At 67.9% G+C, this 20,293-nt stretch carries 24 protein-coding genes; 19 read left to right on the top strand and 5 right to left on the bottom strand.

What is annotated here, in order from left to right:
- The 19 genes from NNJEOMEG_RS10575 to NNJEOMEG_RS10485 all read left to right on the top strand — a co-directional run bounded on the left by NNJEOMEG_RS10575 (position 1) and on the right by NNJEOMEG_RS10485 (position 16,275).
- Positions 1-660, top strand: a complete 660-nt coding sequence (locus NNJEOMEG_RS10575; RefSeq protein ID WP_308464635.1) for an ABC transporter ATP-binding protein — start codon at positions 1-3, stop codon at positions 658-660.
- Positions 654-1,325: a heme exporter protein CcmB gene (locus NNJEOMEG_RS10570; RefSeq protein WP_173084197.1), complete on the top strand. Its 672-nt coding sequence runs from the start codon at positions 654-656 to the stop codon at positions 1,323-1,325. Before NNJEOMEG_RS10575 ends, NNJEOMEG_RS10570 begins: the two co-directional genes overlap by 7 nt.
- 2 nt (positions 1,326-1,327) lie before the next feature.
- The gene (gene ccsA, locus NNJEOMEG_RS10565) at positions 1,328-1,990 is read left to right on the top strand and encodes a cytochrome c biogenesis protein CcsA (RefSeq protein ID WP_173084196.1); all 663 of its coding nucleotides are present in this window, start codon (positions 1,328-1,330) and stop codon (positions 1,988-1,990) included.
- 9 nt (positions 1,991-1,999) lie between these two features.
- On the top strand, positions 2,000-2,137 hold the full coding sequence (locus NNJEOMEG_RS10560; protein WP_173084194.1) for a CcmD family protein: 138 nt from the start codon (positions 2,000-2,002) through the stop codon (positions 2,135-2,137).
- Entirely contained in the window at positions 2,127-2,702 is a 576-nt protein-coding gene (locus tag NNJEOMEG_RS10555; RefSeq protein WP_173084192.1) for a tetratricopeptide repeat protein, read from the top strand. Before NNJEOMEG_RS10560 ends, NNJEOMEG_RS10555 begins: the two co-directional genes overlap by 11 nt.
- Positions 2,703-3,178: 476 nt before the next feature.
- A complete protein-coding gene (locus NNJEOMEG_RS10550; RefSeq protein WP_173084190.1) occupies positions 3,179-4,339 on the top strand; it encodes an ABC transporter substrate-binding protein in 1,161 nt (386 codons plus the stop codon).
- A 124-nt stretch (positions 4,340-4,463) separates the two neighbouring features.
- Positions 4,464-5,351 (top strand): branched-chain amino acid ABC transporter permease, encoded by an 888-nt coding sequence (locus tag NNJEOMEG_RS10545; protein WP_173084187.1) that lies wholly within the window; start codon positions 4,464-4,466, stop codon positions 5,349-5,351.
- A gap of 11 nt (positions 5,352-5,362) precedes the next feature.
- Complete coding sequence (locus tag NNJEOMEG_RS10540; protein WP_173084185.1) at positions 5,363-6,391, top strand: branched-chain amino acid ABC transporter permease; 1,029 nt, start codon at positions 5,363-5,365, stop codon at positions 6,389-6,391.
- A 3-nt stretch (positions 6,392-6,394) separates the two neighbouring features.
- Entirely contained in the window at positions 6,395-7,180 is a 786-nt protein-coding gene (locus NNJEOMEG_RS10535) for an ABC transporter ATP-binding protein (protein ID WP_173084184.1), read from the top strand.
- Positions 7,173-7,880 carry an ABC transporter ATP-binding protein gene (locus NNJEOMEG_RS10530; RefSeq protein WP_173084182.1) on the top strand — a complete coding sequence of 236 codons (708 nt, stop codon included), beginning with the start codon at positions 7,173-7,175 and terminating at the stop codon, positions 7,878-7,880. Before NNJEOMEG_RS10535 ends, NNJEOMEG_RS10530 begins: the two co-directional genes overlap by 8 nt.
- Positions 7,881-7,898: 18 nt before the next feature.
- Positions 7,899-9,356, top strand: coding sequence for an IMP dehydrogenase (gene guaB / locus NNJEOMEG_RS10525; protein WP_173084180.1), 1,458 nt, complete (start codon positions 7,899-7,901; stop codon positions 9,354-9,356).
- Positions 9,357-10,910 carry a glutamine-hydrolyzing GMP synthase gene (guaA, locus tag NNJEOMEG_RS10520; RefSeq protein WP_173084178.1) on the top strand — a complete coding sequence of 518 codons (1,554 nt, stop codon included), beginning with the start codon at positions 9,357-9,359 and terminating at the stop codon, positions 10,908-10,910.
- Between the two features lie 4 nt (positions 10,911-10,914).
- Positions 10,915-11,376 carry a Sec-independent protein translocase protein TatB gene (tatB, locus tag NNJEOMEG_RS10515; protein WP_173084176.1) on the top strand — a complete coding sequence of 154 codons (462 nt, stop codon included), beginning with the start codon at positions 10,915-10,917 and terminating at the stop codon, positions 11,374-11,376.
- Complete coding sequence (gene hisB / locus NNJEOMEG_RS10510; RefSeq protein WP_173084174.1) at positions 11,348-11,950, top strand: imidazoleglycerol-phosphate dehydratase HisB; 603 nt, start codon at positions 11,348-11,350, stop codon at positions 11,948-11,950. The genes tatB and hisB overlap by 29 nt, the downstream gene beginning before the upstream one ends.
- The gene (locus tag NNJEOMEG_RS10505) at positions 11,950-12,597 is read left to right on the top strand and encodes a hypothetical protein (RefSeq protein ID WP_173084172.1); all 648 of its coding nucleotides are present in this window, start codon (positions 11,950-11,952) and stop codon (positions 12,595-12,597) included. The genes hisB and NNJEOMEG_RS10505 overlap by 1 nt, the downstream gene beginning before the upstream one ends.
- Positions 12,594-13,328: a 1-(5-phosphoribosyl)-5-[(5-phosphoribosylamino)methylideneamino]imidazole-4-carboxamide isomerase gene (hisA, locus tag NNJEOMEG_RS10500; RefSeq protein ID WP_173084170.1), complete on the top strand. Its 735-nt coding sequence runs from the start codon at positions 12,594-12,596 to the stop codon at positions 13,326-13,328. The genes NNJEOMEG_RS10505 and hisA overlap by 4 nt, the downstream gene beginning before the upstream one ends.
- Positions 13,329-14,131: 803 nt before the next feature.
- Positions 14,132-14,344, top strand: a complete 213-nt coding sequence (locus tag NNJEOMEG_RS10495; RefSeq protein WP_173084168.1) for a heavy-metal-associated domain-containing protein — start codon at positions 14,132-14,134, stop codon at positions 14,342-14,344.
- Between the two features lie 100 nt (positions 14,345-14,444).
- Positions 14,445-15,278: a bestrophin-like domain gene (locus NNJEOMEG_RS10490; protein ID WP_235956928.1), complete on the top strand. Its 834-nt coding sequence runs from the start codon at positions 14,445-14,447 to the stop codon at positions 15,276-15,278.
- A gap of 376 nt (positions 15,279-15,654) precedes the next feature.
- Positions 15,655-16,275: a class I SAM-dependent methyltransferase gene (locus NNJEOMEG_RS10485; RefSeq protein WP_173084166.1), complete on the top strand. Its 621-nt coding sequence runs from the start codon at positions 15,655-15,657 to the stop codon at positions 16,273-16,275.
- Positions 16,276-16,336: 61 nt separating this feature from the next.
- Here NNJEOMEG_RS10485 and NNJEOMEG_RS10480 read toward each other — a convergent pair whose 3' ends face one another.
- The 5 genes from NNJEOMEG_RS10480 to NNJEOMEG_RS10460 form a co-directional block, all read right to left on the bottom strand.
- Positions 16,337-17,275, bottom strand: coding sequence for an MDR/zinc-dependent alcohol dehydrogenase-like family protein (locus tag NNJEOMEG_RS10480; protein ID WP_173084164.1), 939 nt, complete (start codon positions 17,273-17,275; stop codon positions 16,337-16,339).
- Positions 17,276-17,326: 51 nt separating this feature from the next.
- Positions 17,327-17,857: a hypothetical protein gene (locus NNJEOMEG_RS10475; RefSeq protein ID WP_173084162.1), complete on the bottom strand. Its 531-nt coding sequence runs from the start codon at positions 17,855-17,857 to the stop codon at positions 17,327-17,329.
- Positions 17,854-18,000 (bottom strand): hypothetical protein, encoded by a 147-nt coding sequence (locus NNJEOMEG_RS10470; protein WP_173084160.1) that lies wholly within the window; start codon positions 17,998-18,000, stop codon positions 17,854-17,856. The genes NNJEOMEG_RS10475 and NNJEOMEG_RS10470 overlap by 4 nt, the downstream gene beginning before the upstream one ends.
- A 95-nt stretch (positions 18,001-18,095) precedes the next feature.
- Positions 18,096-18,716, bottom strand: a complete 621-nt coding sequence (locus tag NNJEOMEG_RS10465) for a response regulator (RefSeq protein WP_173084158.1) — start codon at positions 18,714-18,716, stop codon at positions 18,096-18,098.
- On the bottom strand, positions 18,713-19,957 hold the full coding sequence (locus NNJEOMEG_RS10460; RefSeq protein ID WP_173084157.1) for a PAS domain-containing sensor histidine kinase: 1,245 nt from the start codon (positions 19,955-19,957) through the stop codon (positions 18,713-18,715). Before NNJEOMEG_RS10460 ends, NNJEOMEG_RS10465 begins: the two co-directional genes overlap by 4 nt.
- Between the last annotated feature and the right edge of the window lie 336 nt (positions 19,958-20,293).

Raw genomic sequence — 20,293 nt, 5'->3', positions numbered from 1 at the left:
GTGCTTTCGCTGCGGGGAGTGGCCAAGTTCTATGGGGACCGGATGGTCTTCAAGAACATCGACCTCACCGTGGACCCCGGGCGCACGCTCATGGTGGTGGGGGCCAACGGCGCGGGCAAGTCCACGCTGTTGCGCCTCATGGCCGGGCTGTCGCGCCCCACGGCCGGGGAGGTCTCCACAACGCTCGCCAAGGCAGAGACGGCCTACCTGGGCCATCAGACTTTTCTCTACGCCGAGGCCACGGCGCTCGAGAACCTGAGCTTCTGGACGGGACTGCACGGCCTTGGCCTCTGCGAGGCGGACCTCCTGGCCGCCCTGGAGCGCGTGGGGCTCGCGCGCTTCGCTCATGAGCGGGCCGGGCACTTCTCGCGCGGCATGGCCCAGCGCCTGAACCTGGCGCGCGTGTTCTGCATCGCGCCGAGGCTTCTTTTTCTCGACGAGCCCGACACCGGCCTGGACGAGGCCTCGCGCGGGGTGCTCCACGCCGAGATCGCCAGGACCAGCCAGCAGGGCCGCAGCGTGGTCTGGGTGAGCCACCACCTGGAGCGCGACCTGCCCAAAGCCGACGACGTGCTCTTCCTGGAGAAGGGCAGGGCGGCCTACCTGGGGCCCGTGGCGGGCTTCGACGCCTCCGTCCTGTCCCGGAGCGCCGCATGCTGAAAGCCTCCGCCGCCATCGCCGCCAAGGACCTGCGCCTGACCCTGCGCGGGGCGCAGGGCCTGGCCCAGACGGCCCTCCTGGGGCTTCTGATCATCTTCGTCTTCAGCCTCTCGCGCCGCCCCGGCGAGGAGGTCCCGGCCCTGGCCGCCGCGGCCATCTTCTGGCTCTCCACGCTCTTCTCCCAGGTGCTGGTGTTCAACGGGCTCTACGCCCTGGAGGAGGGCAGCGGCGCGCGTCTGGGCCTGGCCATGGCCCCGGCCCCGGTGCAGTCCGTGTGGCTGGGCAAGGCCCTGGCCGGGTTCGCCCTGGTGGGCGCGTGCCAGGTGGTGTTCGCCCTGGCCGTGGCCGTGTTCCTGGACCAGGGGCTGGCCGGATCGGCCCTCACGGGGCTCGGCTGCGTGCTGCTCTCCGACGCGGGGCTGGCGGCCCTGGGGTCGTTCATGGGCGCCCTGGCCTCGGGCAGGAGCGCTCGGGAGTCGCTGCTCACGGTGATCTTCTTCCCCCTGGTGATCCCGGTGCTCCTGGCCGGTATCAAGGTGCTGGAGGGGGTGATTCTGGGCACGGGGCAGGCCATGGACTGGATGGGGCTGTCGGGGGCCTTCGCGGCGGTGTTTTCCGGCGCGTCCCTGGTGCTGTTCCCTTACATTTATACGGGCGAGGAATAGACATGACGGCCCTTCTTGCGGGCGCGGCGGCCCTTGCTCTGGCCGCAGCGCAGTGGTTCATCTGGGTGTACGCCCCCGTGGAAGAGACCATGGGCGTGGTGCAGAAGATTTTCTACATCCACCTGCCCATGGCCTGGTGGTCCATGATCAGCTTCCTGGTGGTGTTCGCGGCCTCGGTGCTGGTGCTCGTGCGCAAGGACGCCCGTTGGGACCGCCTGGCCGGAGCCGCCTGCGAGCTGGGCGTGCTCTTTTCCGGCCTGGCCCTGGTCACGGGGTCGCTTTGGGGCAAGCCCATCTGGAACGTCTGGTGGACCTGGGACCCCAGGCTCACCACCACGCTGGTGATGTGGTTCGTCTACTGCGCCTACCTCATCCTGCGCCAGTCTGGCGCAGGGGGCGAGCGGGGGCCTGTGGTGCGCGCGGCCCTGGGCATCGTGGCGTTCCTGGACGTGCCCCTGGTGTTCTATTCGGCCCGCAAGTGGCGATCGATCCATCCCACGGTGTTCGGCTCCCAGGGCGGGGGCCTCGAACCGGAGATGGTGGCGGCCGTGGTGGCTTCCATCCTGGCCATGGGCATTCTCTGGGCCGCGATCCTTTCGCTGCGCGCCAGGCAACTCGGGCAGGCGGCGGCCATCCGCCAGATATTCCTGCACCAGACCAAGTGAGGCTTTTTCATGGGCAATCAAACCTATCTGCTGGCGGCCAACGTGATCGTCTGGCTGGGCATCTGCGGCTTCGTGGCCTTCGTGGCCACCCGCCAGGCGCGGCTGGAGCGTCGCTTGAAACAGCTGGAAGCGCTTCATGAAGACTAGCGCCGCAGGGGCCTTTCGCCCCAACAAACCCCTGCTGGGCCTGATGCTTTTGTGCCTGGCGGGCATGTTCGTCTGGTCCTTCGTCTACCGGGCGGAACACCCCGCGCTGGTGGCCAGCGTGGAGATGCGCGGGGGCGACCCCCACGGGGGCGAGGGCGACCCCATGCAGGCCGTGATGGCCGCCATGTCCCGCCTCCAGGCCAACCCCGAGGACGTGGACGCCATGGAGGAAGCGGCCGGGGCCTTCGCCGCCGCCGAAATGTGGGACAAGGCCCTCGCCGTGCTGGAGAAGGCCGCCGTCAAGGCCCCGGACGAGAAGCACATCCTCAACCTGCACGGCGTGACCCTCTTCCGCCTGGAGCGCCCGGCCGAGGCGGCCAAGAAGTTCGAGCGCCTGCTGGCCCTGGAGCCAGGCAATTTCCAGGGGCAGTTCAACCTGGCCGCCGTTTACAAGTACGGCCTGGAGGACATGGCCAAGGCCCGTCCCCTCTTCGAGGCCGTGCTGGCCAACCCCATGGCCGACATGCAGACCAAGCGCCAGGCCCAGCAGGAGCTGACGCCGTAGCAACCGGTCGAAAGGTCCGCACCCTGAGGCGCATTTTCGCATGGGTTGCGGGGATCGACGCCTTGGAAAGGCTTTACGCCGAGGTGGCGGCCGCGCGTCTTTGGGCGGACGGCGCCGCGCGCCAAACCGTCCTGGGGCAGGGCGGCCGCGCCGTTCGCAAAGGATTCCCGAAAAGCCCGCCTCCGGCGATGGTCGAAAGACAGAGGCCGACCGGTCCGCCGGGCGGTCTTCTTTTTCCTACCGGATGGGAGTAATTTGCGCCGCCGCTGCCGGCCTTCCTGAAAAAGATCAATCGGGTGAAGCTGTTCCCGTGGCGTTCCTGTCATCGGAACGTGACGGGAGCGTTGCATTTTCCCTGTCCTTGCCGCATACATCTGTCGATGATCGCTCCGGCTTATCCGCCGGTCTCCCGTTGACCCGTCCGGGCTGCGTCCCGGATCGAAAGCCCATAACCCGTTTACGGAGGTAGAGCAGGCATGAAATGCAAACGTGGCCTGGTCGTGGCGCTTGCCATGGCCGCTTTCTTCGGCATGGCCAACCTGGCCCTCGCGGCCGACGTGATCAAGATCGCCGTCCCCTCGCCCTTCACCGGCCCCGCCGCCGGCTACGGCGACAACGTGAAGGCCGGCGTGGCCATGAAGGTTGACGAGATCAACGCCAAAGGCGGCGTGAACGGCCAGAAGATCGAGGCCGTCTTCTTCGACGAGCAGTGCGATCCCAAGGAAGCCGCCACCGTGGGCACCAAGATCGCCGGCGACAAGGCCCTGGTCGGCATCGTGGGCCACCTGTGCTCCGGCGCTCACCTGGCCGCTCTGCCCAACTACCTGCGCGCGGGCGTGGCCGCCATGTCCCCCACGGCCACCAACGTGACCATCTCCGACAAGAACAAGGACGCCAAGGGCCAGGTCTGGAGCTTCCGCAACGTCTACCGCGACGACTTCCAGGGCGCGTTCCTGGCCGACTATATGGCCAAGACCCTGGGCCTGAAGAAAGTGGCCGTGTTCTACGAGAACAGCGACTACGGCATCGGCCTCAAGGACGCCTTCCTGAAGCAGGCCAAGGCCGTTGGCCTCACCGTGGTGGGCGAGGAAGCCTACATGAAGGGCGCCAACGACTTCACCCCCCAGCTCACCAAGATCAAGGGCCAGGCCCCCGACGCCCTGTTCATCTCCGGCTACTACAACGAAGGCGCCCTCGTCGCCGACCAGGCCAAGAAGCTGGGCCTCGCCGTGCCCAAGTTCGGCGCCGACGGCCTGGACAACGCCGACTACATCAAGCTCGCCGGCCCCGCCGCCGACAACACCTACCTGACCGCCCCCTTCCTGGCCGAAAAGGCCGGCCCCGAAGCCAAGGCCTTCATCGACGCCTTCAAGGCCAAGTACAACCGCGATGTTGACTGGATGAGCGCCAACGCGTATGACGCCGCCGGGATGATCATCGAGGCCATCTCCAAGGTCGGGGCCGACCGCGCCAAGGTCCGCGAGTACCTGGCCTCCATGAACTCCAAGGAGAAGGGCTACAAGGGCATCACCGGCCTGACCTTCTTCAACGACAAGGGCGACTGCGAAAAGCCCGCCTTCGTGAAGATGGTCAAGGACGGCAAGTTCGTCCCCGCCGAGAAGCAGATGGCCAACTAGCCGCTAGCAGGACCAACGATTCGAGACAGGCTGGACCACCATCCAGCCTGTTTCGTTTCCTTCCGGAGGTTCCAGCGCCGGCGCGCCATCGCCCGGGCCGACCCACACCCACTCGGAGAAGGCCGTGTTCGAACAACAACTCTTCAATGGACTGACCCTGGGGCTCATCTACGCGCTCATCGCCGTGGGCTACACCATGGTCTACGGCGTCATCGAGCTGATCAACTTCGCCCACGGCGAAGTGTACATGCTCGGCGCATTTCTGTGCATCACCTTCATCAGCGCCCTGGGCATCCCGCTCTTTCCGGCCATCGCCCTGGCCATGGCCTGCTGCGCGCTCATCGGCGTGAGCATCGACCGGATCGCCTACAGGCCCCTGCGCAAAGCGCCGCGCCTGGCCGCGCTCATCACGGCCATCGGCGTCTCCATCTTTCTGCAGAACATCGCCATGATCATCTGGGGCTCGCGCCCCGTGCCCTTCCCGCGCGACGCCGTGCCCCGGGCCTTCAGCGAGACGGCCTTCACCCTGGGCAGCGTGAGCGTCTCGGGCCTGCAGGTGTTCATCTACGCCGCCACCATCGCCATGATGATCGGGCTCACGCTCATCATCAACAAGACCCGCGTGGGCACCGCCATGCGCGCCCTGGCCCAGAACCAGGTGAGCGCCGCGCTCATGGGCATCAACGTCAACCGCATCATCGCCTTCACCTTCGCCCTGGGCTCCTCCCTGGGCGCGGTGGCCGGCATCCTGGTTGGCATGTACTACAACACCCTCTCCGCCACCATGGGCTACAACGCGGGCGTCAAGGCCTTCGCCGCCGCCGTGCTGGGCGGCATCGGCAGCGTGCCCGGGGCCATGCTGGGCGGGGTGGTGCTGGGCATCGCCGAAACCCTGGGCGCGGGCTACGTCTCCAGCCAGTACCGCGACGGCATCGGCTACGCGGTGATGATCGCCGTGATCCTTTTGCGTCCCTCCGGGCTGCTCGGCAAGTCCGTGGGCCAGAAGGCCTAGGAGCGCAGCGCATGAACGCCAACAAGAACTTCCTCAAGGCCGCCCTGGCCCTCGCCGTCCTGGCCCTGCCCTTCCTGCCGATGGTGGACGACTACGTGGTCCACGTGGCGGTGCTGGTGATGGTCTACGCCGTGCTGGCCATGGGCCTGAACGTGCTGCCCGGCTTCTGCAACCTGCTGGACCTGGGCTACGTGGGCTTCTACGGCATCGGGGCCTATACGGCGGGCATCCTCTCGCTCAACCACGACGTGAGCTTCTGGATCATCGTGCCCGGCGCGGTGGCCCTGGGCGCGCTCTGCGGCGTGCTGCGCGGCGCGCCCACGCTTCGGCTCTCGGGCGACTACTTCGCCATCGTCACCTTCGGCTTCACGGAACTGGTGGTGCTCTTCCTCACCAACGAGATATGGCTCACCCGGGGGCCGCTCGGCATGCCCGGCATCCCCCCCGTGGCCCTGAGCCTGGAGTGGCTCGGCATCGACTGGCGCTACGACTTCTTCAACGAGATGCCCTACTACTACCTGGGCCTGGGCATGACCGCCCTGGTCTACGTGGTCATGGGGCGCATCGAGGATTCGCGCCTCGGCCGGGCCTGGCTGGCCATCAAGGAAGACCCCCTGGCCGCCGCCAGCTGCGGCATCGACCTCATGGCCTACAAGACCGTGGCCTTCGCCTTCTCCGCCGGGGTGGGCGCGCTGGCCGGATGCTTCATGGCCCAGTGGTCCATGTTCCTCTCGCCCGACGTGTTCAAGTTCTGGGAGTCGTTCCTGGTGCTCTGCATGATCGTGCTGGGGGGGCTTGGCAACATCAAGGGCGCGGTGGCCGGGGCCGTGGTGCTGGTGGCCCTGGGCGAGATTCTGCGCGTGGTGCTCCCCAAGTTCGGGCTGCCCACCGAGACGCGTTTCCTCGTTTACGGCCTGATCATGATCCTCATCATGCGCTTCATGCCGGGCGGCTTCTTCCCCACCATCGCCGCCACCAGCAAGAAGAGCAGGCTCATTTTGGACCTCAAGGCGCGGCTCGAAGCCGGGAGGGCGGGGTAGGGCATGGACGCCATTCTCAAGATCGACAGCGTGAGCAAGCGCTTCGGGGGCCTCATGGCCCTCTCGGACGTGAGCTTCCAGGTGACCAGGGGCCAGATTCTCGGCCTCATCGGACCCAACGGCGCGGGCAAGACCACCATGTTCAACTGCATCGCGGGCATCTACAAGCCCACAGAGGGGTCCATCCTCTTCGAGAGGGAAGGCCGCCACGTGGAAGTGGGCGGTTCGCGCCCCGAGCAGATGACCCAGATGGGCGTGGCCCGCACCTTCCAGAACATCCGGCTCTTCGCCTCGCTCTCGGTGCTGGACAACGTGCGCATCGGCCGCCACTGTCGAGCCGCCCAGGGCTTCTGGGGAGCGGTGTTGCGCACCAGGGCGCAGAAGGCCGAGGAAAAGCGCCTGGTGGACCAGAGCATGTCATACCTCGACTTCGTGGGCCTGGGCCCCAAGGCCCTGGACCTCTCCAGCGCCCTTTCCTACGGCGACCAGCGCCGCCTGGAGATCGCCCGCGCCCTGGCCAGCGAGCCCCGGCTCCTGCTGCTGGACGAGCCCGCTGCGGGCATGAACCCCCAGGAGACGGCCTCCCTGGTGGACCTGATCCACGCCATCCTGGCCAAGGGCGTGGACGTGGTGCTCATCGAACACGACATGAAGCTGGTCATGAGCATCTGCCAGCACCTGGTGGTGCTCGACCACGGCGTGAAGATCGCCGAGGGCGGCCCGCGCGAGATCAGGGAGAACCCGGAGGTCATCGAGGCCTACCTGGGCAGGGGGGCGGCCCATGCTTAAGCTTACGGACATCCACACCTATTACGGCTCCATCCACGCCCTCAAGGGCGTGAGCCTGGAAGTGAAGCAGGGCGAGATCGTCACGCTCATCGGGGCCAACGGCGCGGGCAAGACCACCACGCTCATGTCCATCTCGGGGGTCATCCAGGCCAAGCAGGGGTCCATCGAGTTTATGGGCCGCGACGTGACGCGCCTCTCCACCGAGAAGACCGTGGCCCTGGGCATCACCCAGGTGCCCGAGGGCCGCATGATCTTCCCCCGGCTCACGGTGCTGGAAAACCTGATGATGGGCGCCTACCTGCGCTCCGACAAGGACAACGTGAAGGCCGACCTGGAAAAGGTCTACGAGCTCTTCCCCAAGCTCTCCGAACGCATGCGCCAGCACGGCGGCACGCTCTCGGGCGGCGAGCAGCAGATGCTTGCAATCGGGCGCGCCCTCATGGCAAGACCCAAGGTGCTGCTCCTGGACGAGCCGAGCCTCGGTCTCGCGCCCATCGTGGTGGAGAACATTTTCGAGATCATCGTTCGCATCAACCGGGAGGGCACCACGGTCATGCTCGTGGAGCAGAACGCCCAGATGGCTCTGCACATCGCCCACCGGGGATACGTGCTGGAAACCGGCGTGGTCACGCTTGAAGGCCCCGCCAAGGACCTGCTTGAAAACCCCAAGGTGCGCCAGGCGTACCTCGGCCTCGACTAACCCGCCTGCGGAGGGCGTATGGACAAGATCACCGGCCTGGGCCTCACGTTCGACGACGTACTTCTCATCCCTTGCTATTCCGAGGTCCTGCCCGACAGGGTGGACGTCTCCACCTGGCTGACCCCCGAGATCCGCCTGAACATCCCCCTGCTTTCGGCGGCCATGGATACCGTCACCGAGTCGCGAATGGCCATCTCCATGGCCCGCAACGGCGGCGCGGGCGTCATCCACAAGAACATGAGCGTGGCCCAGCAGAAGCTGGAGGTGGAGAAGGTCAAGAAGAGCGAGTCCGGGATGATCATCGATCCCGTGACCGTCCACCCCGACATGACCGTGGCCGCCGCCCTCAAGGTGATGGCCGAGTTCTCCATCTCGGGCCTGCCCGTGGTGGAGAACGACGGCCTGGTGGGCATCGTCACCAACCGCGACGTGCGCTTCGTGGACGACGACGTCACCACCGTGCGCGACGTGATGACCAGCGAGAACCTGGTCACCGTGCCCGTGGGCACCCCCCTGCACGTGGCCAAGGAGCACCTGCACGAGCACCGCATCGAGAAGCTCCTGGTGGTGGACGAGAAGAAGAAGCTGCGCGGACTGATCACCATCAAGGACATCGACAAGATCCAGAAGTACCCCAACGCCTGCAAAGACCCCCTGGGACGCCTGCGCGCCGGGGCCGCCGTGGGCGTGGGGCCCGGCCGCGACGAGCGCGTGGCCGCGCTCCTGGAAGCCGGGTGCGACTTCCTGGTGCTCGATTCGGCCCACGGCCACACCCGCAACATCCTCTCCGCCGTGGAGGCCATCAAGTCCCAGTGGCCCAAGTGCCAGCTGGTGGCGGGCAACGTGGGCACCTACGAGGGTGCGCTGGCGCTCATCAAGGCCGGGGCCGACGCCGTGAAGGTGGGCATCGGGCCGGGCTCCATCTGCACCACGCGCATCGTGGCCGGCGTGGGCGTGCCCCAGATCACCGCCATCATGGAGGCCGTGCGCGCCTGCCGCGAGCACGGCCGCTGCTGCGTGGCCGACGGCGGCATCAAGTTCTCGGGCGACGTGGTCAAGGCCATCGCCGCCGGGGCCGACACCGTGATGATGGGCTCCATGTTCGCCGGCACCGAGGAAAGCCCCGGCGAAACCATGCTCTACCAGGGCCGCACCTACAAGATCTACCGGGGCATGGGCTCCATCGACGCCATGCGCGAGGGCAGCGCCGACCGCTACTCCCAGGACAAGTCCAACAAGCTCGTCCCCGAGGGCATCGTGGGCCGCGTGCCCTTCAAGGGCCCCGTGTCCGAATCCATCTACCAGATGGTGGGCGGCCTGCGCTCCGGCATGGGCTATGTGGGCGTGGACAACATCAAGGACCTCCAGGAGAAGCCCCGTTTCACCCGCATCTCCCCGGCGGGCCTGCGCGAATCCCACGTGCACGACGTGATCATCACCAAGGAGTCTCCCAACTACAGGGTGGAGAGCTACTAGATGCAGCACCAAGACACCGTCGTCATCCTGGACTTCGGCTCCCAGTACACCCAGCTCATCGCGCGGCGCGTGCGCGAGGCCGGGGTCTATTCGGAAATCCACCCCTGCACCCTCTCCGCCGAGGCGCTCAGGGCCATCGCCCCCAAGGCCGTGATCCTCTCGGGCGGCCCCGCCAGCGTGCGCGACGAAGACTCGCCCAGGCTCGATCCCGCCGTGCTCGAACTGGGCGCGCCCGTGCTGGGCATCTGCTACGGCATGCAGCTGCTGGCCCACTCCCTGCCCGGTGGCCAGGTGGCCGCCGCCAAGGAGCGCGAGTACGGACGGGCCGAACTCTCCGTGGACAAACCCGGCATCCTCTTCGAGGGCGTGGAGACCGACAAGCCCCGCACGGTCTGGATGTCCCACGGCGACCACGTGGTGGACGTCCCCCACGGCTTCACCGTGACGGCATCCACCCAGAGCGTGCCCGCCGCCGCCATGGAGGACGCCTCCCGCAACATCTTCGCCCTCCAGTTCCACCCCGAGGTGGCCCACACCGAGGACGGCACGACCATCCTGAACAACTTCCTGTTCAAGATCGCCAAGGTGCGCACCGGCTGGACCATGGCCAGCTTCGTGGAGGCCGAGGTGAAGGCCCTGCGCGAAAAGCTGGGCGACGACCACGTGGTCTGCGCCCTCTCCGGCGGCGTGGACTCCACCGTGGTGGCCGTGCTGCTGCACAAGGCCATCGGCAAGCGCCTGCACTGCATCTTCGTGGACAACGGCGTCCTGCGCCACAACGAAGGCGATGAGGTGGTCACGTATCTGCGCGAGCACTTCGACCTGAACCTCAAGTACGTCCAGGCCCAGGACCTCTTCCTGGACCGCCTCGCGGGCGTCGAGGACCCGGAGCAGAAGCGCAAGATCATCGGCTACGGCTTCATCGAGGTCTTCGAGAAGGAAGCCAAGGCCATCCCCGGCGTGAAGTGGCTGGCCCAGGGCACCCTCTACCCGGACGTGATCGAGTCCGTGAGCTTCAAGGGCGGGCCCAGCGTGGTCATCAAAAGCCACCACAACGTGGGCGGGCTGCCCGAGAAGATGGACCTCAAGCTCGTGGAGCCCCTGCGCGAACTCTTCAAGGACGAAGTGCGCAAGGTGGCCTACGAACTGGGCCTGCCCGAGTCCATCATCTGGCGTCACCCCTTCCCGGGGCCGGGCCTGGCCATCCGCATCATCGGGGACATCACCCGCGAGCGCCTGGAGATCCTGCGCCGCGCGGACAAGATCGTTCAGGCCGAACTCAAGGCCTCGGACTGGTACCGCAAGGTCTGGCAGGGCTTCGCCGTGCTCCTGCCCCTCAAGACCGTGGGCGTCATGGGCGACGACCGCACCTACGAGAACGTCTGCGCACTGCGCATCGTGGACTCCCTCGACGCCATGACCGCCGACTGGTCCCGCGTGCCCACCGACATCCTCGCGCGCATCTCCAACCGCATCATCAACGAAGTGAAGGGCATCAACCGGGTGGTCCTGGACATCTCGTCCAAGCCGCCCGCGACCATCGAATGGGAGTAGACCCATGTTTGGCATCGGTTCCACGGAACTCGTCATCATCCTCATCGTCGCCCTGGTGCTCATCGGTCCTTCCAAGCTGCCGGACCTGATGAAGTCCCTGGGCAAGGGCATCTCCGAGTTCCGGCGCATGAGCACGGACGTGAAGTCCACCCTGGAGCGGGAGATCGAAAAGGCCGACGAGGCCAAGCGCATCGAAGAGACCAAGAAGGAACTCTTCGGCGACGCCGCGCCCTCCGAGGCCGACGCCGGCAAGCCCGCGCAGTCCCCCGTCGAGACGGCGGCAAAGCCCGGCGCGGACGACAAGGCCGCCCCCACGGCGGCTGCTGCCGATGCAACCAAGACGGCCTCCGCCCAGAGCGCCGAGGCCAAGCCTGCCGCCGAAGCCAAAACCGGCGCACCGGCCGCTACCGCCCAGACGGCAGCGGCCGCCCCGGCCGATGCGGCCAAGGAGTCCGGCCGTGCGTAGGGCCGTGGTGAACCGCACCACCCGCGAGACCTCCATCGAGCTGGAACTCGTCCTGGACGGCCAGGGCACGGCCGAGGTCTCCACGGGCGTGGGGTTCGCCGACCACATGCTCACCCTGCTGGCCTTCTGGTCCGGCTTCGACCTGAAGGTCTTCTGCAAGGGAGACCTCCACGTGGACGCCCACCACACCCTGGAAGACGTGGGCCTCTGCCTCGGCCAGGCCATGGCCGATGCCCTGGGCGACAAGGCGGGCATCACCCGCGTCGGCTTCGCCCGCTTCCCCCTGGACGAGGCCCTCTCCGAAGCCGTGGTGGACCTCTCCGGACGCGCCTATCTGGTCTACGAGGACGACCCTCTCCCTGCCCAAGTGGCGGGCGAGGAAAAGGACGTGTGGCGGGAGTTCTTCAAGTCCCTGGCTGGCAAGGCCCACATGAACCTGCATCTTCGGATGCTCTACGGCAAGAACGGACACCACCTGCTCGAATCGGCGTTCAAGGCGCTGGGCGTGGCCCTGCGCCAGGCCTGCGCGCCGGGCCGGGCGGGCGTCCCGAGCACCAAAGGGAGCCTAGGCTGATGCGCACTCACCGTTATCTCGTCCTCATCGCGTTGCTGGCCCTCCTGGCCGCCGGGGCCTGCGCCCGCCGTCCGAGCGTGGACAACAAGATCAACCCGCAGTTCAACGTGGCCGTGGCCCCCTTCAGCGTGGCCCAGAACCCCTGGGACCTCCTGGCGGGCTATCTGCCCGAGCGCGTCACCCCCCCCAAGGCCGACGCCATGGACCAGCTCGACACCATCATGGCCAAGGCCCTGCCCATCGGCCCCGACCGCAACGTCTTCGGCGCGGCCCGCGTGGTGCCCTGCGTCGATTCCGTCAAGAAGCCCCAGGAAGCCAACCGCATGGCCACCCTCAAATACTGGCAGGACGTGGGCCGCTGCGCCGACGTGCAGTATCTGGTGGTGCCCAAGGTGATCCACTGGAAGGAGCGCGAAGGCTCCGCCGTCGGCTCCACCAGCCCGGCCTGGGTCATCCTGGATCTTTACCTGGTCAACGTGAAGACCGGCGGCCTGATCAACCACTTCCACTACGACTACCAGCAGCGCGCCCTGTCGGATAACCTCCTGGACGCCGACAAGTTCCTCAAGCGCAAGGGCCAGTGGGTCACCGCCGCCGAACTCGCCCGCGAAGCCATCGAACAAGGACTCAAGGAATTCGGACTGTGATCCTCTATCCCGCCATCGACATCAAGGACGGCCAGTGCGTGCGCCTCAAGCAGGGGCTGGCCGACCAGGTGACCGTGTTCGACAAGGACCCCGTGACCGCCGCCGCCCACTGGCTGGGCATGGGCGCCAAGGCCCTCCACGTGGTGGACCTGGACGGGGCCTTCGAGGGCGAGCCGCGCAACAAGGCCCTGGTGGGCGAGATCTGCAAGCTCGCCGGGGACATCCCGGTGCAGCTGGGCGGCGGCGTGCGCGATCTCGCCACCGCCCAGGCCTACGCCGACGCTGGCGTCTCGCGCCTGCTCATCGGCACCATGGCCCTCGCGGACCCCGACCGCTTCGGCCAGCTTTGTAAAGCCCTCCCCGGGCGCATCGGCGTTTCCCTGGACGCCGACGCCGGACGCCTCAAGACCAAGGGCTGGGTGGAGGACTCGGGCCAGACCGTGGACGACGTGCTGCCCCGTCTGCACGCCCAGGGCGCGGCCTTTCTGGTTTACACCGACATCAGCCGCGACGGCATGCAGTCGGGCGTGAACCTTGGGGCCATGGAGTCCCTGCTGGCCAAGACGAAGCTGCCCGTCATCGCGGCGGGCGGCGTGGCCACCCTGGACGACCTGAAAGCCCTGGCCCCCCTGGCCGCCAAGGGGCTGGACGGGGTGATCAGCGGACGCGCCCTTTACACCGGGACCCTGGATTTCGCCGAGGCCATGCTCTGGCTGGAAGGCCAGGCGTAAGCGCCGGGGCGCGGCACCGGACCCGTCCAGGCGGGGGCCCTGGACGCTCAATTGCTAGGCGACGGCGTGGCGTCGTCCTCGCCTGAGGCGAGCAGCGTATCGCGCAAGCGCCGGAGACGCCGGGGCTCCGGCCGGATCCACCGGGAAGGGCGGCACCCCGGTCGGTCAGCGTCCGCCATGGTCGCGATGCCTGCATCCATTTGCATCACCCGCGCCACCTCGCGGTTCTCGCAGCACACCCCGCCATGCCCTCCCGCCGGGGGCTCCTGGCGCACCAGACCTGGGCCGCAGTGCCCTGTTCCACGGACTTCAGCTGTCTGGAGGGGACCAGGATCGGGTTCCCGGTCGCGTTGAACACCCCGTCGGCCTGGCGGCCGAGCATCTGCACGGCATCTGTTCGTGCAGAACCCGCGTGAGCATAGGGAAACCGTGCGGTCTCTGGGGCCATACCCCTGATAGCCCTCGCCTTGCGGCGGGTGCATGTGGTCGAATAAGCCCGGCGAGGGTGGGACGCCTTGGTCCCGAACTTTGCGCTTGCCCAGGGCCATGTCTCGAAAAGCGCCTGCGGCGACGCCTTCAAGCACGTCCCTGGACTGTCCCCCAAGCGCCCCGGCGGCGCTGCCCGGGCGGGAGCGCTGGCGTCTCCTGACGCCGGAGGGCAGTTCTTTCTGGCAGGGGAGAAAGGCCGGGGCTGTCGCGTGGTTTTCTTATTGATCCTGTAGGTTCGGGTCGGCCCCGGGGTTGGCGACCAGGGGGGCGATGGCGTAGAGTGGCGGCCATCGAACCCATCAAGCGAGGGAAGCATGAAAACCAGGACCATCGAAGTGAAAGGCATGAGCTGTAACCACTGCGTGGCGTCCGTGACGAAGGCCCTGTCGGCCCTGGACGGCGTGACCGACGTGAAGGTGGACCTCACCTTCGGAACTGCCACCTACACCGAGACCAAGGATGGCCTCGACGCGGCGGTCAAGTCCGCCATCGACAACGCTGGCTTCACCCCCGGAGGGTATCGCTAAGCCGCGCAACGCAAACACCGGAGCCGGCCGACGCGCTCCGAGGCCGACTCCGCCCCCCCCCCCCTCACCCTTCTGGCATGGGGAAGCGACGTGCTGTATCATGCTGCTGCACGGTTGTAGTTTTGACGTCATCGCGCAAAGGCAGGTTAGAGTGGTCTCCATGGACAACATGTTTGTAGTGAACGAAGGGTTGGCCTTGGTGGTGTTGGGCATCCCCACAATACTCTATTTTTTGCTCGTCAAATGGTTCGACTACCAGCCAACGGGGCAGTTGTCGGAGACCATTGCCAACTACAGCCTCTTCAACACGCTCTATTCCATCTTCCTGAGCATGGCCCTGGTCACGCTTCTGATCAACTTCAACGGCGTGCAGGACGACACGCGCAAGGAAGTGGAATCGATCCTTTCGGCAGCGCGGCTGATGGGCGGGCTCTCCGACGCGGTTGAATTGAAGAAATCCCTGGTGCGGTATGCCAAGGATGTCGTTGAGCATGATCTCGTGGCCATGCGCTCCGGCACCCTGTCGAGAGAAGCCTCGGCTGCGTTCGACAGGTTGTGGGAGCAGGCCTACAAGACGACTCTCCGAACAAAAAACGACGAGACCATCCACCGCCTGTTGCTGAGCGAACTCGCGGACATAAGCAAGTCGCGCCTGACGCGGAGAGTCAAGGCCAAGGAGAACCTGCACCCGATGATCTTCTGCCTGATCGTGGTGGGGTATTACGTAATGCTCATCAAGGCCTATCTCACGAGGGTCAACAACAAGAAGACCCAGATCGCCTATGAAGTCTGCACGTTCATCATGATCATGCTCGTCATCACGACGATCATCGACCTCAACACCCCGTTCGTGGGCATCGTCAACGTCGATACAGCGCCTTTCACCTGGGCCTACGAGCGGGCAGGGCACATCACCGGATTGACGCCACAGTGACCGGCAGGCCGTCCGGCGCGGCGTCCCTCACGGCGTTCCGGCGGCCTTGTGGGCGTCGTAGGGGGCCAGCAGTTCATGGAGCATACCGGAAAGGCCGTCCGTACGGGCGCTAGTCCAGACACTCTCCGAAGCGCGTGCAGTCGCGGACGGTCTCCATGGAATGGCCCGCGAAACCCAGGCCCGGGCCGGGACACGCACAGGCTCACCAGCTTGTTCAGACACGGGAAGGCCGGTTTTTTCGTGTGGGACGGCGCGCATCGCGCCTTCACTCCCTTGGGATGCGCGGGTTCATGAGCCGCGAGGCTACTAAGCGCCGCCCGGCGCATCGACCGGCGTGCGCTTTACAGGCTCCCGAACCGGGGCGTATGCCGTGGACATGGATTGGCGCACAACGCACAAGGTCCCTTCGTCCCTGGCTTTCCCGGAGTTGTTCCGGCGCGCGCTCGTTCCCGGGGCGCTGGTGCTGGACGTGGGCTGCGGCGAGGCGGGCATCGCGGGAGAGGTGGAGTCCCTGGGCTGCGTTTACATCGGGCTGGACGTGAACCTGCCCAGTCTCGGACGCGCCGCGAGGGCCGGACGGCGCGTGGCGTCGGGCGATGCGGGGCGTCTGCCGGTGAGGGCTGGCGCGGCCGATCTGGTGACGTTGCGGGCTGTGCTTACGGTGCTCCCGGACGACGAGGTCCTTGCGGGCGTGCTGGCCCAGGCGCTGCGGGCCAGCCGGGGGCTGGTGGGCGTGCAGGATTTCCTGATGACCGAGGACCAGCCGCTCTATGCATCCCGGTACGCGGAGGGCAGGGCGCTCGGATTGCCCGAGGGCGCGTTCCCCGTGTGCCAGGGGGGGCGACTGCTCTATCTGGCCCGGCACTTTACGCCCGAAGGGCTGGAAGCGCTGGCGGAGCGGGCGGGCGGCGTGGTGGAGGCCCTGTCGGAGGCTCCCGCGCCCACGCGTAGCGGCAACGTGATCCGGGGCGTGACGCTCCTGCTCCGGGCGCGCTGAACGGCGTATCGATCCCGACCCGGGCCTGACCGCGCGGGGGAGCCTCTCCGGGACGCACGCTTCAGCGGGAGACGCGCACCAGCACCTTCCTGGCGCCGGGGCGCGCGGCGCTCTCGAAGGCTTCCCGGAAGCGCTCCAAGGGGTAGACGGCCTCCACGAGGCCGGAAGGTTCCACCAGGCCCCGGGCCAGGTGGTCCAGGGCCAGGGCCGTGTCGCCGCAGCGCGAGCCCACGAGGGTGATCTCCTGGACCACCACGCGGGCGAGGTTCACTGGCGTCTTGGCCTCGGTGGTGGACTTGAGCACCACGGTCCCTTCGGGGCGCACGAGGTCCAGGGCGGCTTCCAGGCCCTGGGTGCGGCCAGTGGCTTCCACAACGATGTCGAAGGGGCCTGCGATGTCGGACGCTAGGGTTGTGCGCACGCCCTGTGCGGACGCGATGGCCAGCTTGTCCGGGTGTTTGCCCGAAAGCACGAGCCCGGGGCAGAGGTGGCGCAGGGCCATGGCGATGAGCAGCCCGAGTTTGCCGTCGCCCAGCACGGCCAGTCGGTCGGTGGCGCGGATGTGCACCTGCTGGCCCACCTCCAGGGCCGCGGCCAGGGGTTCGGCAAACACGGCGGCCTCGTCGGAGAGCGTGTCGGGCACGGCGTGGAGGTTGTCCACCGGGGCGAGGATGTATTGGGCGAAGGCTCCATCCCAGCCGAGGATGCCCAGGACGCGCCTGCCGGAGGCGTGGCGGTGGTCGCCGTGCCCCGGCGCGGCGTTGATGTCGGCCGTGACGCGGCGTCCTTCCAGGTGCGGGGCGTCCGGGGCGCGCTCGACCACGCCGACGAATTCGTGCCCCGGGGTCCCGGAAAAGTTCATGTATCCCTTGAACAATTCCAGGTCCGTATTGCAGATCCCCGCCACCAGCACGCGCACCAGGGCCTCTCCAGGCCCGGGGGGCGGTTGCGGCAAGTCGGCCAGCTCCATGGTTCCCTTGTGGAAGCGGACGGCGATCATGGCGGGTTCCCTCCTGTGGTTTCCGCAGGATAGACCAGCGGGCCGGGCTTGTCACCCGCCGCGCGGGGAGGCCGGTCCGGCGGATCGTCCGGGATGCGAGCGCTTCGCGGCGCATTCCGGGGAGCATCCGGGGGGGCGGGCCCCGTCGTCGCATTCCTGGACCAAGGCTGCCCGGACCAACGCCGTTCGCGCGGCCGCCAGACAGGTTTCGGCCGCTGCACGGGCCGTGTCCAGGGGCTCCATGCCGCACGCCAGGATGTCCTCGGCCTCCAGCCGGGCGGCCTGCTCCGGCGTGAGCCCGCGCGCCCTCCCGCACCAGAGCGAGGCCAAGGCCATGACGGGGGTGGAGGCCGATGGCGGGCAGTCCGTGAGAAAACCCGCTTCGCGGATGCTCCCGTCCACAACGGATACGAAAAACTCCACGAAGCTCCCCGAGGGCGTCAGGGCACGGCCGGAAGCCGGGGTCCCGGCGGGGATGCCCAGCCAGGCGGGATCGAAGAGCAAGTCGAAGAAATCCGGGTTATCCCGGGCCAGGATGTCGGCATCCGGGGCCGGTCTGGACGTGGAACGTACCGTGTTCATTTGGGCTCCGTGCGCTTGTAGAGGCCGAAATCGAAGTCGCGCGGGAGCCGTTCGCGCCGGGCCGACCGGCGCACGACGCGGCCCATGGCCAGTCCGGCGAGCAGGGCGGCGATGGCCAGCAGTGCGGTCAGGGTTGCGATCATGGGGTCACCTCCAGGGAAATGTCCCGTGGGCTTGCGGTGACCATAGCGGCTCGTCCGGCGCGGACAACTTTGTCGGAACCGTCCGACAGGCGGGGTCAGTCCATGAGCCCCATGGTGAGGGCGCGGCGGTAGAAGTCAGCGGCGGTGCGCAGGCCCAGCTTGCGCATGATCCTGCTTCGGTAGGTGCTGGCGGTCTTCACCGAGAGGTTCAGGTCGCGGGCGATGTCGCTCACGGTGCGGCCCTGGGCCAGAAGGCGCATTACCTCGCGCTCGCGCCGGGAAAGGGCGGCGAGGGGGTCCTGACGCGGCGCGAGGCCGGGGGAGAGGCCCGGGCTCACGTAGGTCTGGCCCTCCAGGACGCAGGCCAGGGCCTCGGTAAGCTCCCGAGGGGCGGAGTTCTTGCCCAGGTAGCCCCTGGCCCCCAGGGCCAGGGCGCGGCGGGCGTACTCGGCCTCCTGGTGCATGCTGAGCACCAGCACGGGCAGCCCCGGCCGGTTGACGGCGATCCACTCCAGGAGATCCAGCCCGCTGCCGTCGGGCAGGGAGATGTCCAGCACGGCCAGGTCGTACGGGTCCTCCAGGGCGGCCAGGGCCAGGGCCACGCCAGAGGCCTCGGCGAAGGAGCAGCCGGGCAGGGCGGCGGCCAGGATGTCCACCACGCCCCGGCGCACCACGGCGTGGTCGTCCACCACCAGCACGCGGCGCGGTCGAGTCATGGGGAAACCTTGCGCCTTCCGGCGCGGGGCACCCTCTCGGGCACGTTGGCGCAGAGGAGCGTGCCTCCGCCGGGCGCGGCCCCGATGTCCATGCGCCCCCCCACCGCGCGGACGCGCTCGCGCATGCCCGTGAGCCCAAGGGAGCCGGGCGCGTCCAGGGCCTTGGGGTCCAGGCCCCGGCCGTTGTCGGCCACTTCCAGGCGCAGGCGTCCCCGGGAGCGCGTCAGGCGCACGCGCACACGCGTGGCCCCGGCGTGACGGGCCACGTTGGTGAGCCCCTCCTGAAAGACACGGTAGAGAGCCGTGGAGACCTCGGGCGTCACCCCCGTGATGCCGGGGCCTGTCTCCACGCCCACGGCGATGCCCGAGCTCTCCTGGAAGGTGCGCGCGCGCCAGGCCACGGCCTCGGCCAGACCCAGCTCGTCCAGAATGGCCGGGCGCAACTCCCGGGCGATGCGCTGCACGCTCTCCACCGTTCCGGCCACGATCGCGCGAAGGGCGGCGATGCGTTGCGGGTCGGTACGTGCCTGAGGCGTTTCCAGGCTGAAGAGGCCCATGTTCAAGGCCGTGAGGTTTTGTCCCAGTTCGTCGTGGATTTCGCGGGCGATGCGCGTGCGCTCCTCCTCGATGCGTTGCTGGAGGTAGGTGGAGAGGCTGCGGAAACGCTCGCGGGAGCGCTCAAGTTCCCTGCGGGTGCGGTTGCCCCGGCGGATCTCGGTGCGCAGCTCCCGGTTGGCCCGGTCCAGCTCGGCCGTGCGTTCGAGCACGCGCTCCTCCAGCCGTTCGTGGGCCTCGCGCAGCGCCTGCTGGGCGCTCACGCGGTCGGTCACGTCGCGCAGGCTCAGGCGCAGGCCTTTGAAGGAGCCGTCAGGACCAAAGACGCGGGTGGTCTCCTGGGCCAGCCAGACCAGCGCCCCGTCGGGGCGTCGGATGCGGAAATCCAGGGAAGGCACGTCGCGTTGGAGGCTCTGCTCCATGAGTCGGCGCCAGGCCGGATAGTCCTCGGGGTGGATCGATCGCCGGAAGAAGTCCGGCTCGGCGCGCACGGCCTCGGCGGGCCTGCCCGTGACCCGCAGGCAGGAGGGCGAGACGTAGCGCACGTCCCCGGCCGGGCCGATCCAGAGTTCCCAGTCGTAGGTGCCGTCGGCCACCGTGCGGAAGACCGCCAGGCGCTCGCGCAGTCGGCGCGCGCCGACCGAGAGCCGCAGGCGTGTTGCGAGGCGGGCGGGAAGACGCTTCACGGGCGCTCCCTCGTGGCGGGCGTGCAGGGCATGGCCTCAGACTACCAGGAACCGCGCCGCTTGCGAACCGGTAGGACGCGTCCTACACGCGTTTGCATCCAGGGAGCATCGGGGTGATTCCGGGCGCGCGAGTCGCCCCGGAAGGCGCGTGGAGCTTGCCCGGCACGGGCGTGCGGGACACGGCCGTCGCGCCGTGCGATCAGGAACAGACGCTGCTTGCCCCGTGGGAGCGTGTGGGATACCCAAGACGCTGGCCGGCACGGCCCCCGGAGCGGATCGCCGCACCGGTCCCGGGCTCAAGACCTGCACCTGCCCCGGCCACGCCGCGCCGCCGGG

The sequence above is a fragment of the Fundidesulfovibrio magnetotacticus genome (assembly GCF_013019105.1).
GTDB classification, from domain to species: domain Bacteria; phylum Desulfobacterota; class Desulfovibrionia; order Desulfovibrionales; family Desulfovibrionaceae; genus Fundidesulfovibrio; species Fundidesulfovibrio magnetotacticus.
This window is presented reverse-complemented; position numbering and strand designations above follow the sequence as displayed.